General features: G+C 74.1%; 9 protein-coding genes and 1 pseudogene. 1 reads left to right on the forward strand and 9 read right to left on the reverse strand.

Features of this window, described 5'->3' with window-relative positions; all coding sequences use genetic code 11:
* Positions 1 to 378: 378 nt before the first annotated feature.
* From alr to DJ476_RS12395, 6 genes and pseudogenes are all read right to left on the reverse strand, one after another.
* Positions 379 to 1,536 (reverse strand): annotated as a pseudogene (gene alr, locus DJ476_RS12365) (alanine racemase); the annotation flags it as partial.
* Positions 1,537 to 1,596: 60 nt separating this feature from the next.
* The gene (locus tag DJ476_RS12370; protein ID WP_112490517.1) at positions 1,597 to 1,983 is read right to left on the reverse strand and encodes a DUF488 domain-containing protein; all 387 of its coding nucleotides are present in this window, start codon (positions 1,981 to 1,983) and stop codon (positions 1,597 to 1,599) included.
* Between the two features lie 131 nt (positions 1,984 to 2,114).
* Entirely contained in the window at positions 2,115 to 3,572 is a 1,458-nt protein-coding gene (locus DJ476_RS12375; protein WP_112490518.1) for an NAD(P)H-hydrate dehydratase, read from the reverse strand.
* 392 nt (positions 3,573 to 3,964) lie between these two features.
* Positions 3,965 to 4,333: a holo-ACP synthase gene (locus DJ476_RS12385; protein WP_018490844.1), complete on the reverse strand. Its 369-nt coding sequence runs from the start codon at positions 4,331 to 4,333 to the stop codon at positions 3,965 to 3,967.
* Between the two features lie 45 nt (positions 4,334 to 4,378).
* The gene (gene glmS, locus DJ476_RS12390) at positions 4,379 to 6,226 is read right to left on the reverse strand and encodes a glutamine--fructose-6-phosphate transaminase (isomerizing) (protein ID WP_103416881.1); all 1,848 of its coding nucleotides are present in this window, start codon (positions 6,224 to 6,226) and stop codon (positions 4,379 to 4,381) included.
* A 101-nt stretch (positions 6,227 to 6,327) separates the two neighbouring features.
* Positions 6,328 to 7,683 (reverse strand): M14 family metallopeptidase, encoded by a 1,356-nt coding sequence (locus tag DJ476_RS12395; RefSeq protein WP_112490520.1) that lies wholly within the window; start codon positions 7,681 to 7,683, stop codon positions 6,328 to 6,330.
* A 296-nt stretch (positions 7,684 to 7,979) separates the two neighbouring features.
* Here DJ476_RS12395 and DJ476_RS12400 point away from each other — a divergent pair, with 296 nt between their 5' ends.
* A complete protein-coding gene (locus tag DJ476_RS12400) occupies positions 7,980 to 8,432 on the forward strand; it encodes a DUF5707 domain-containing protein (RefSeq protein ID WP_112490521.1) in 453 nt (150 codons plus the stop codon).
* Positions 8,433 to 8,505: 73 nt separating this feature from the next.
* On the opposite strand, the gene DJ476_RS12405 is transcribed toward DJ476_RS12400, so the two are convergent.
* From DJ476_RS12405 to DJ476_RS12415, 3 genes are all read right to left on the reverse strand, one after another.
* Complete coding sequence (locus DJ476_RS12405) at positions 8,506 to 9,807, reverse strand: RNA polymerase sigma factor (RefSeq protein ID WP_112490522.1); 1,302 nt, start codon at positions 9,805 to 9,807, stop codon at positions 8,506 to 8,508.
* Between the two features lie 5 nt (positions 9,808 to 9,812).
* Positions 9,813 to 10,235 (reverse strand): YciI family protein, encoded by a 423-nt coding sequence (locus DJ476_RS12410; protein WP_103416877.1) that lies wholly within the window; start codon positions 10,233 to 10,235, stop codon positions 9,813 to 9,815.
* Between the two features lie 154 nt (positions 10,236 to 10,389).
* Positions 10,390 to 11,937 carry an ABC transporter substrate-binding protein gene (locus tag DJ476_RS12415; protein WP_112490523.1) on the reverse strand — a complete coding sequence of 516 codons (1,548 nt, stop codon included), beginning with the start codon at positions 11,935 to 11,937 and terminating at the stop codon, positions 10,390 to 10,392.
* Positions 11,938 to 12,121: the final 184 nt, after the last annotated feature.

Below are 12,121 nucleotides of genomic sequence, written 5' to 3' on the forward strand. Positions count from 1 at the left end.
GCCGCCGCTCATGTGGCCGGCCGTCCCGGCCGTGGTCGGGGACGCCGTGCCGTTCACGTGGTCGGCAGCCTCGCTCCCGGCCCCGGCGGCTGCCGTCCCGTTCACGTAACCGGCCGTCCCGGCCGTGGTCGGGGACGCCGTGCCGTTCACGTGCTCGGCAGCCTCGCTCCCGGCCCCGGCGGCTGCCGTCCCGTTCACGTAACCGGCCGTCCCGGCTGTGGTCGCGAACGCCGTGCCGTTCACGCGCTCGGCCGTCCCGCCCACGGTTCCGGCCGTCCTGCTCGCGGCCTCGCTCGCCGTGCCGCGCACGGTCGCGGCCACCCCGCTCACGGTCCCGGCCGCCGCCACCCCGTCCCCGTGCCCCGCCGTCCCGGCCGACTCGTCCACGGCCCCGGTCGACTCGTTCACGTACACCCTCGGGACCCGCGTCCCGATCCGGGTGACGATCTCGTATCCGATCGTGTCGGCGGCCACCGCCCAGTCCTCCACGCTCGGCTCGCCCCGGTCGCCCGGGCCGAAGAGCAGTGCCTCCGCGCCCGGTTCGGGGCGGTCGCCACCGAGGTCGACGACGAACTGGTCCATGGCGACGCGGCCCGCCGCCGTACGGACCCGGCCGCCGACCAGGACGGGACCCCGGCCCGACGCGTGGCGCGGGATGCCGTCCGCGTAGCCGACGGGGATCAGGCCGAGCGTCGTCTCGTCGGCGGTGGCGTAGTGGTGGCCGTAGCTGACGCCGTGACCGGCGGGGACGTCCTTCACCAGGGCCACGGCGGCGGCGAGGGTCATCACCGGGCGGAGCCCCAGCTCGGCGGGGGTGCCCAGCTCGGGGGCGGGCGAGATGCCGTACATCGCGATGCCGGTCCGTACGAGATCGAAGTGGGTCTCGGGGAGCGTCAGCGTGGCAGGGGAGTTGGCGAGGTGGCGCACCTCGGGGTCGACGCCCTCCTTCTCGGCGTACGCGACCATGTCCCGGAACGCGGAGAGCTGGGCGGCGACGGAGGGGTGGCCCGGCTCGTCGGCGCAGGCGAGGTGGGACCAGAGGCCGGTGATCCGGATGGCGCCCGTCCGCTCGGCGGCGCGGGCCTCGGCGACGAGTTCCGGCCAGTCGGCGGGCTGGCAGCCGGCCCGCCCGAGCCCGGTGTCGGCCTTGAGCTGGACGCGGGCCGGGCGACCGGCGGCAGCGGCCCCCGCGACGGCCTCGCGCAACGACCACAAGGCACTCACCGACACGTCGATGTCGGCCTCGATCGCCTCGCGCCAGGGACCGCCCGGCGTCCAGAGCCAGCACATGATCCGGCCGTCCAGACCGGCGGCCCGCAGGGCGAGGGCCTCGTGCGGGGTGGCGGTGCCGAGCCAGGTGGCCCCGGCCTCCCGCGCGGCCCGCGCGCACGGCACGGCCCCGTGCCCGTACCCGTCGGACTTCACCACGGCCATGAGCTGCGCCCCGGCCGCACGCTCGCGCAGGGCACGCACGTTGGCGCGCAGCGCGGCGAGGTCGATCTCGGCACGGGCTCTCAGGGACGCGGTCTCGTTCATCGCGCCCAGTGTCTCAGAGGCGCCGGTCCCCTCCCCGGTACCGCACGCCGGTATCCACACCTATGTACGTTTCATCACATGCTTGAGGTGGTCGACGAGAACGGGCACATGGCTGTCGGCCACGTCCTTGACGGCGGTGATCAGCGTGACCGGGCCGCCCTCGCGCACCAGCCCCACCAGCCGTTCGACGGCCTCGGTGTGGGCCGGGTCGTCCAGCTCGGTGCGGTAGCGCTCGACGAATGCGTCGTGCCGGGCGCCGGACCGGTCCTGGTGGTACCAGGAGCGCAGCTCGTCCGAGGGGGTGATGTCCTTCAGCCACACGTCGATGGCGGCGCGCTCCTTGGAGACTCCGCGCGGCCAGAGCCGGTCGACGAGGACGCGGGTGCCGTCGCCGTCCTCGGGCGGGTCGTAGACCCTGCGTACGCGTACGGGTTCGCTGCCGCTCACCGTGCCGGCCCCTTTCCTGGTCCTGCCGGGACCTCCACCTTCGCCCCCGCGCACCCCGCCCGCGAGTCACACACCTCCCCCGCGCTCTCTCTGCCTCTCCCGCACGCCCTGCCTCACGCGCGTGCCCTGCCTCACCCCGCCCGCACGTCGCGCCAGGCCGCCGGGAGGGCGTCCGCCACGTCCTGGGCGGAGAGCGGGCCGCCGTCGGAGCCGTGCCAGGCGGCGAGTCCGTGGAGGTAGGCGCCGACGGAGGCGGCGTCGCGCGGGGCGAGCCCGGCCGCCAGCAGCGACCCGGTCAGCCCGGAGAGCACATCGCCGCTGCCCGCCGTGGCCAGCCAGCCGGTCCCGGTCGGGTTGACCCGCACGGGGGTGTCCCGGGCCTCGGCCACCAGGGTCGTGGAGCCCTTGAGGAGGACGGTGGCGCGGTAGCGGGCGGCCAGTTCCCGTACGGCGGCGAGCCGCCCGGCCTCCACCTCCTCGCGCGCCACGCCGAGCAGGGCGGCGGCCTCCCCGGCGTGCGGGGTCAGGACGGTGGCGGCGGTCCGGTGGCGTACGGTCTCGGGCTCCAGCAGCCGCAGCCCGTCGGCGTCGACGAGTACGGGGACGTCGGCGGCCAGCACGTCGGCGGCCGCCTCCTCCGCCCACCGGCCGTCCCCGAGGCCGGGCCCGAGCACCCACGCCTGGACGCGGCCGGCCTTCGACGGCGGCCCGGCGTGCACCAGGGTCTCCGGGAAGCGGGCGATCACCGCGTCCGCGCCGGGCCCCACGTACCGCACGGCCCCCGCCCCGCCGCGCAGCGCGCCCGCGACCGCCAGGACCGCCGCGCCCGGGTAGCGCTCGGACCCGGCGACGACGCCGACGACGCCCCGGCTGTACTTGTCGCTCCCGGCCCCCGGCACCGGGAGCAGCGCCGCCACGTCCGCGTACTGGAGCGCCTCCAGGTCCGGCGGCTCCGGCAGCTCCGGCCCGAGCCCGATGTCCACCAGCCGCAGGGCGCCCGCGTGTTCGGCGGCCGGGTCGATCAGGAGGCCCGGCTTGTACGTGCCGAAGGTGACGGTCGCGTCGGCGCGGACGGCCTCGCCGTGCACCTCCCCGCTGTCGGCCTCGACGCCGCTGGGCAGGTCGACGGCGACGACGGGGGTGCGGTCCCGGTCCCGGAGCACCGCCCGCAGCAGGGCGACCGCGTCGTCGCGGAGCCCGCCGCGCCCGCCGATGCCGGTGATGCCGTCCACGACGAGGTCCAGGGTGCCGTCGATGTCGTCCGGCCCGTCGGCCACCTGTCCCCCGGCGGCCAGCAGCGCGGCGAGGCCGCCCGCGTGCGCCCGGTCGGGCGAGAGGAGGAGGGCGCGCACCCCGGCGCCCCGGCGGGCGAGCCGCGCACCGGCGTACAGGGCGTCGCCCCCGTTGTCGCCGCCGCCGACCAGGAGCAGGACCCGGGACCCGTACACCCGGCCGGTGCGCCGGAGCAGATCGCCGCAGGCGGCGGCGAGCCCGGCGGCGGCCCGCTGCATCAGGGCACCTTCCGGCACCCGCTTCATGAGGGCGGCCTCGGCGGCCCGTACGGTCTCCACGCTGTAGGCACGTCGCATGGGACCAACCCTGGGCGATCACACCAACGGACGCCACCCCCACGGGGCGAGCGGCACACGCCGACCGGGGCCACCGGGCCGACCGGCGCCCAACGGAGCCGGCCGGGCCAACCGGGCCAGCGGTCAGGGCCGGCCGGGGCCACCGGGCCCTGAGGCCTCCGCCCCGCACCCGAGGGCCCCTCCGCGGACCCGCACCCACGGAAGCGGGACCACCCCACGGGAGTAGCCCCCACGGAAGCGAACCCGCCCTGCGAGGCCGGTCGCCACCCTCACAGGTCCAGCGGCCGGTCACACCGGCGGCCGCCACGCCGCAGGACCAGCGGCCGACGGACGGGGCCGACCGGGCCCCGTCCGGAGGCAGACGCGCCCCGCAGGGGTGCGAAGGCGCCCCCTCACCCCTCCGCGATCACCACCGCCGACGCCACCCCCGCGTCATGGCTGAGCGAGACGTGCCAGCCGCGGACGCCCAGTTCGGCCGCGCGGGCGGCGACCGTGCCGGTCACCCGCAGGCGGGGCTGCCCGCTCTCCTCGACCCAGACCTCCGCGTCGCTCCAGAGCAGCCCGCCGGGCGCGCCGAGCGCCTTGGCGAGGGCCTCCTTCGCGGCGAAGCGGGCGGCGAGCGAGGCGATGCCGCGCCGCTCGCCGCTGGGGAGTGTCAGCTCGCTCTCGACGAAGAGCCGGTCGGCCAGCTGGGGCGTACGCTCCAGCGCGGCGCCGAACCGCTCGATCTCGGCCACGTCGATCCCGACTCCGATGATCACGAACCCACCCTCGCCATCCCCATCACCCGGGGCGCGTGCCCCGGCTCACTCCACGGTCACGGACTTCGCCAGATTGCGCGGCTGGTCCACTTCGTTGCCGCGGGCCGTCGCCAGCTCGCAGGCGAAGACCTGGAGCGGCACGGTGGCGACCAGCGGCTGAAGAAGCGTAGGCGTTGCGGGGACGGTGATGAGGTGGTCGGCGTACGGGACGACGGCCTCGTCGCCCTCCTCGGCGACGACGACGGTGAGCGCGCCCCGGGCCCGGATCTCCTGGATGTTGGAGACGATCTTGTCGTGGAGGACCGAACGCCCGCGCGGGGAGGGGACGATGACGACGACGGGCAGGCCCTCCTCGATGAGGGCGATGGGCCCGTGCTTCAGCTCCCCGGCCGCGAACCCCTCCGCGTGCATGTAGGCGAGTTCCTTGAGCTTGAGCGCGCCTTCGAGGGCGACCGGGTAGCCGACGTGGCGGCCGAGGAAGAGGACGGTGTCGTGGTGGGCGAGGGAGCGGGCCAGCGCGCGGACGGGCTCCATGGTGGTGAGGACGCTCTCCACCTCGGCGGAGATCGCGGAGAGCTGGCGCACCACCGTACGGATCTCGTCGCCCCACTTGGTGCCGCGCAGCTGGCCGAGGTAGAGGGCGACCAGGTAGCAGGCGACGAGCTGGGTGAGGAAGGCCTTGGTGGAGGCGACGGCGACCTCCGGCCCGGCGTGGGTGTAGAGGACGGCGTCGGATTCCCGGGGGATCGTCGAGCCGTTGGTGTTGCAGATGGCGAGGACCTTCGCACCCTGTTCGCGGGCGTGGCGCAGGGCCATCAGGGTGTCCATGGTCTCGCCGGACTGGGAGATGGCGATGACCAGGGTGCGCTGGTCGAGGATCGGGTCGCGGTAGCGGAACTCGCTGGCCAGCTCGGTCTCGCAGGGCAGCCGGGTCCAGTGCTCGATGGCGTACTTGGCGATCATCCCGGCGTGGAAGGCCGTGCCGCAGGCGACGATGACGACCTTGTCGACCTCGCGGAGTTCGGCGTCGGGGATGCGCACCTCGTCCAGGGTCAGCGACCCCTCGCCGTCGACCCGGCCGAGGAGGGTGTCGGCGACGGCCTGGGGCTGGTCGGCGATCTCCTTGAGCATGAAGGAGGCGTAGCCGCCCTTCTCGGCGGCGGAGGCGTCCCAGTCGACGTGGTACTCGCGCACGTCCGCCGGTGCCCCGTCGAACCCGGTGACGGTGACGCCCTCGCGGCTCAGCTCGACGACCTGGTCCTGGCCCAGCTCGATCGCGGAGCGGGTGTGGGCGATGAAGGCGGCGACGTCGGAGGCGAGGAACCACTCGTCCTGCCCCACGCCCACGACGAGCGGGGAGTTGCGCCGGGCGCCGACCACGACGTCCGGCTGGTCGGCGTGGACGGCGACGAGGGTGAAGGCCCCTTCCAGCCGCCGGCACACCTGCCGCATGGCTTCCGCGAGGTCCCCGCCCGCCGAGAACGCCTCGGCCAGCAGATGCGCGACGACCTCGGTGTCCGTCTCGGACTCCAGGGTGTGGCCGCGCCCGGTCAGCTCGCGCCGCAGGGCCGCGAAGTTCTCGATGATCCCGTTGTGGACGACGGCGACCCGGCCCGCGTTGTCCAGGTGGGGGTGGGCGTTGACGTCGGTGGGCGCCCCGTGCGTCGCCCACCGCGTGTGCCCGATCCCGGTCCGCCCGGCCGGCAGCGGCCGGTCCCCCAGCTCCTTCTCCAGATTGACGAGCTTGCCCGCCTTCTTCGCGGCGGCGAGCCCGCCGTCCGCGAGCACGGCGACACCCGCCGAGTCGTAGCCCCGGTATTCGAGGCGCTTGAGTCCTGCGACGACGACGTCCTGCGCCGACTGCCCACCGACATAACCCACGATTCCGCACATAGCGGCACCCTAAGGCCGGAGGCGCCCCGGTGACAGAGCGGTGCGGGTCCGACGGCATGTCATGCCGTCGGACCCGCGGCGCTGTTCCGCTTCCCGGCGGATCACGTGCAGTACTGCGCCTCCTTGCCGATCGACCGGTACATGCAGTCGGCGTTCTCGATCAGCTGGAGCACCGCGTCCCGGTTGCGGGAGGTCTCGCGCTCGATGACCTCGTCGGGCGGGTAGAAGCCGCCGCCGGAGGACGAGCGCGGGTACATCTCGAAGGTGTAGCCGAAGATGCGCTGCGAGCCCCACAGCCAGTCGTCGATCGAGCCGTCGGTGATGTAGAGGTCGCTGGACTGCTCGGCGGTGTAGCCGTTGCTGGCCGCCATCTTGCGGCCCACCGCGGCGAACGCGTTGCGGTCGTCGGCCGTCATGCCGGGGGCCGTGTCGGCGTAGGTGTAGCCGTACGGCCAGAGCACCAGCTCGCTGTAGGTGTGGAAGTCGATGGCCGCCGTGATCTGCTGCTTCCCGCCGACCACCCGGCTGCGCACGAAGTCCGCGACGACCTTGGTCTCGGGCGCGGACTCGGGGCCCGTACCGCGGTACGTCTGCGAGGACGGGCTGGTGGACGAGCCGCCGCAGCAGCCCCACTTGAAGGCCCAGTTGCGGTTGAGGTCGGTGCCGACCGCGCTGGAGCCGGAGTTGGGCTGCCGGTTCTTGCGCCAGCTTCGGTACGAACCGGTCGCGATGTCGTACTCGCCGCCGTCCGGGTTCATGTCCGGGATGATCCACAGCTCGCGCCCGTTGACGGCCTGGGTGATCCGGGGGTCGGAGCCGTACCCCTGGGCGAACTCGCGGAGCAGGTAGAGCGCCATCTCGACGGTCAGGTGCTCGCGGGCGTGCTGGTGGGCGGTGAAGAGGACCTCGGGCTCGGCCTCGTCGGTGGCCACGTTGTCGCTGATCTTGATGGCGACGATGTCACGGCCCTGGTAGGTCCTCCCGATCACGCGCTTGCTCATGATCGAGGGGTTGGCGGCGATCCGGGCGTCGATGGCCGCCGTCATCTCGGCGTAGTTGTGGTAGCGGGAGTCGGCGGGCGGGAAGTCGAGCGCGCCGATGCCCTCCGACGACCCGTGATCATGCGCGTCGGGTGCGGGCAGCGCCTCCAGGACATGGCCCTTGGCCCGCAACTTCTTGGCCTGGGCGGCGTCCGCGGTGATCACCACACCGTGGTCGTGCACCTCGTCGATCGAGACGCCCGCGCGGGCGATCTCGGTCCGGGCGGCGGGGGTGGTGCGGCCGGTGATCTCGTACTGGAGCGTCCGCTCGTCCGCGGCGACGGCCGCGTTCGGGGCGGAGGTCTCGGCGGTGGCGACAGCGGTCGCCGGGGCCGCGAGGGCGAGAGCGAGCAGGACGGCGAGGGCGGCGTTCCGCCTCACCCTGGGCTTGGCTTTCCGTGCGTCGGCACGTCGCATGCTGGCAGTCTCCTGAGTCCGTCGGGGTGGGGGGGTGGAGCTGTGCGACGGGCACAGGATGGAGTCATGTCATGGACGGGTCAAGATAAGGATTCCGGCCATGATTCCTCCGACGGCCCCTCCCCGATCCCTCCGGCGGCCCCTCCGGCCCGACCGGACACACCGTCACAGGGGTCATATGGACTGCTGAGTACGACGAATGAGCACTTCTACTCACGCCCCGGGCGCCCCTCCCGCACCACCATGGGCTCAGCGCCACCACACCGGCGCCACCCGGACCACCACGGAGGAACCTCTTGTCGAAGCGCGTCGTCACCGTCTCCGCCCTCGCCGGTGCCGCCCTGCTCGTGGGCGCCGGCGCCTACGCCTTCGCCGACGAGACGGGGAGCACGGGCCCCGAGGCGACGCAGGCCTCCGTCGCGTACGCCGCGCCCGCCTCCGGCAAGGACGGCTCGCTCACCTTCACCGCCCGCGTCACCGACGCCTCCGGCGTCCGGGGCCTGAAGGTGCTGGCCTGGCCCGCGAACCTGGCGCCCGCCCCGAAGGCCGACGAGATGACCTACGTGGAGCCCGCCACCTGCGAGCCGTCCGGCGCCGGGGCCGCGCGCTGCACCTACACCGTGAGGATCACCGCCGCCGAGGCCGCCGACTCCCCGAAGGGCGCCTGGCACGTGGCGGTCCTGGCCTCGGCGAAGGACGGCGGCCGGACGTTCGTACCGGAGGCGGCGGACTTCACGGTCGGAGGGTGAGCCACGGGAGGTGAGCAACGGGAGTACGGCGACGAGCGCGGGCCGTAGGGGCGGGTCCGCGCGGGCCGTCGGCTCAACCCCCCGCGAGCCCGCCCGGCCCGTCCCCCAGCTTCCGCCGCAGCACCGCCCGCTCCGGTTCCGTGCCCGCCAGCTCCAGCGCCTCCCGGTAGGCCGCGGCCGCCTCGCCGTCCCGGCCCAGGCGGGTCAGCAGGTCGCCGCGGGCCACCGCGTACGGTCCGTACGTCCGCAGCCGGGGCTCGCCGCCCAGCGCGTCGAGCAGGGCCAGCCCGGCCCCCGGGCCGTCGCGCATCGCCACCGCGACGGCGCGGTTCACCGCGACCACGGGGGACGGGGTGAGGGTGAGCAGCACGTCGTAGAGGGCCACGATCTGCGCCCAGTCCGTCGACTCCACGTCCGCCGCCTCGTCGTGGAGGGCGGCGATGGCGGCCTGGACCCCGTACGGACCGGCCGGGCCGCCGGTCAGGGCGTGGACCACCAGGGTCCGCCCCTCCTCGATCATCGCCCGGTCCCAGAGCCCCCGGTCCTGGTCCTCCAGGAGCACCGGCTCGCCCTCCGGGCCGGTGCGGGCCGCGCGCCGGGCGTGGACGAGCAGCAGCAGCGCGAGGAGCCCGGCGGCCTCGCGTCCGCCGGGGAGCAGGCGGTGCAGTATCCGGGCGAGGCGGAGCGCCTCCTCGGCCAGGTCCAGCCGCTGGAGGGAGCGGCCCGAGCTGGCCGCGTACCCCTCGGTGAAGACCGAGTAGACGACCTGGAGCACCCCGGGCAGCCGCTCCGGCAGTTCGTCGGGGCCGGGCACCCGGAACGGGATGCGGGCCTCGCGGATCTTCTTCTTCGCCCGCACGATCCGCTGGGCCATGGTCGCCGTCGGCACGAGGAAGGCCCGCGCCACCTCGGGCGTGGTGAGCCCGGCGAGGCAGCGCAGGGTGAGGGCGGTGCGGTCCTCGGCGGCGAGGGCGGGGTGGGCGCAGGTGAAGAACAGCTGGAGCCGCTCGTCCGGCAGTTCACCGCGCCCGGCCGGGTCGGCGACGGCCTCCGCCCGTTCGGTTTCCGCCCGTTCGGCGTCCGCCTGGAGGACCGCGAGCCGGGCCGCGTAAACCTGGTCCCGCCGCAGCCGGTCCACCGCCTTGCGCCGCGCGGTCGTCAGCAGCCAGGCCCCGGGGCGGGCGGGGACGCCCTCGGCCGGCCAGTGGCGCAGCGCCGCCTCGATCGCCTCGGACGTCACCTCCTCGGCCAGGTCGAGATCCCCGAACCGCCGTACGAGGGAGGCGAGCAGCAGCCCCCGCTCCTCCCGGAACACCGCTTCGACGGCGACCCGGGCCTCCTCCGGCTCCCCGGGCGACGCGCCCTCACCCACCACCGCCCTCAGCCCCCGAAGTCCCCGGAGCCGCTGGGGTCGCCGGAGGCCGCAGGGCCCTGGGAGTCCCCGGAGTCCCCCGGGGCGCCGAAGTCCGCGACCGGGCGCACGACGACCGAGCCGCCGTCCCGCGCCCCGGGGCAGCGGGCGGCCCAGTCCAGGGCGGCGTCCAGATCCGGTACGTCGATGACCAGGAACCCGCCCAGCAGCTCCCGGGTCTCCGCGAACGGCCCGTCCGTCACGGTCCGCTCCCCGGTCGGCGAGACCCGCACGGTGGTCGCGGTGACGAGATCGGCCAGCGACTCCCCGGAGACGAGGATCCCCGCGTCCCGTACGTCCTTGTCGTAGGCCGTCCAGTCCTCGACGGTGCACTGCGGCGCCCCGCCCTGCTCGTCGACGGCCCCGCTGTGGATCAGCAGCATGTACTTCATGGTCCGACTCCTGTCGCCTCTGTGTGCCGCACCCGCCGTACGGGCGCCTTACACGATGACGACGAACGGGCCCGGCGCCGATCGACACGCCCCGGAAAGAATTCTGCTTCTTCTCTCCCGCCGAGGGGTGTGGTGCCCAGGGGTGCGGTGCCGGTCAGAGCCGGCGCAGTTGCCACAGGCGCCAGACGGCGTCCTCTGCCAGCCGGTGCCCGCCCAGGACCGCCGAGCGGGTCACCACCTGGCGCTGCCGGTGCCAGACGGGGATCAGCGGGACGTCCTTCGCGACGGTGTCCTGGATCGCCCGGAACTGCTTCATGGCCCGGCCGCGATCGGTGAACCGCTGGGTGTCCCGGATGATGTGGTCGACCTCGGGCGAGGCGTAGCCGTTGTCGAGGACGTTCCCGGTCCCCACCAGCGGCTGGACGAAGGTGTCCGCGTCCGGGAAGTCCGGGACCCATTGGTAGAGGTGGACGTCGAAATCGCCTCGCAGACCGCGCTTCTGGTACGTGGTGAAGTCGCGCTCCTCGATCAGCTCGACCCGGAAGAGGCCGCCCCTCTCGAACTGCCTCTTCAGCTCGCGCGCCTCGACGGCGGCGGTACCGGCCTGGTGGCCCAGCTTGATGCGTACCGGTGAGGTGACACCGGCCGAACGCAGGGACCGTGTCGCATAGGCGGGGTCCGCCTCCGGGTACCGGTCGAAGAACGCCGTGCTGTGCCCGGCGACGCCTTGCGGGACGAGTGAGTACAGCGGCGTCACCGTGTGCTTGAAGACCTCGCCCGCCAGCCGCCCGCGGTCGACGAGTGCGGCGAGGGCTCTGCGGGCGGCGGCCTTCCCCAGGGGCTTGCGCGGAGAGTTCAGGTTCAGGACGAGATAGTGCGCCTCGGCGCTGTTCCCGACGGAGAGGCGTACGTCGGTGTCGCCGGGGTCGATCTCCGCGAGGGCGGCGGCCGGAAGTCCCGCGTAGGCGATGTCGACCGTCCTGGCCTGCCACGCCTCCTCGACGCCCTGCGTGGTCTCGAAGTAGCGGACCTCGACCGGGACCCCCTTCGTGGTCACCGCTCCCTCGTACCCGGTGTTCGGTTCGAGGGTGAGGGACGTCCCCTCCTCGTAGGACGCCAGGACGTACGGGCCCGACCCCGAGGCGCTCGTCCCCTTCCGCAGCCGGTCCGCGGGGAACTCCGCCGGGTCGACGATGGAGCCCGCGCCCGTGGCGATCTTCGACGGCCAGGTGGCGTCGGCGGTCGCGAGGCGGAAGGTCACGGCGGAGCCCCGGGCCTCCACGGAGACCAGATTCGCGAACAGCGGCGCCGGTCCCAGCGGGTCGCGGATCCGGAGCACACGGTCGAACGACCGCTTCACCGCCGCTGCCGTGAGGGGGTTCCCGTTGGAGAAGGTGAGACCGTCCCGTATCTCGCAGGTGTACGTGGTGAGGTCGAGGCCGGTGAAGGCGCAGGACTCGGCCGCGTCGGGGCGGGGAACGGGCGACCCCGGTTCGAAGGCGAGAAGGGTCTGGTAAATGTTGCTGAACACCGCCCAGGACCCGTTGTCGTACACCCCGGCGGGATCGAGCCCGGTCAGCCGGCTGGCCGTTGCGACGACGATCGGGGGTCCGCTCGCGGCCTCCGTCCGCGGCAGCTGACAGCCACTGGTGAAGAGAAGGACTAAAGCCCCGGCCGCTGTTCCGAGACGGATGAATTTCATGAAACGCGCTCTGGCTTCCTTGGTCCGTGGGGAGGGAAATGAAGGCGCTGTACCGCCGGTGGCTGGAATTTAGTGGCCGCGTGGGGCGGTCTCCATCCGTAGGCCGGAATCACGGATACGGGACCACGGGGGCGGAACCACGAATACGGGCCGCGGGCAGGGGGATCGCGGTGACGGATTCGCC

The sequence above is a fragment of the Streptomyces bacillaris genome (assembly GCF_003268675.1).
GTDB lineage: Bacteria > Actinomycetota > Actinomycetes > Streptomycetales > Streptomycetaceae > Streptomyces > Streptomyces bacillaris.

Coding starts and splice junctions, on each gene's coding strand:
- DJ476_RS12375 (WP_112490518.1), bottom strand. CDS start 3,572: ATGCGACGTGCCTACAGCGTGGAGACCGTACGGGCCGCCGAGGCCGCC.
- glmS (WP_103416881.1), bottom strand. CDS start 6,226: ATGTGCGGAATCGTGGGTTATGTCGGTGGGCAGTCGGCGCAGGACGTC.
- DJ476_RS12395 (WP_112490520.1), bottom strand. CDS start 7,683: ATGCGACGTGCCGACGCACGGAAAGCCAAGCCCAGGGTGAGGCGGAAC.
- DJ476_RS12410 (WP_103416877.1), bottom strand. CDS start 10,235: ATGAAGTACATGCTGCTGATCCACAGCGGGGCCGTCGACGAGCAGGGC.
- DJ476_RS12415 (WP_112490523.1), bottom strand. CDS start 11,937: ATGAAATTCATCCGTCTCGGAACAGCGGCCGGGGCTTTAGTCCTTCTC.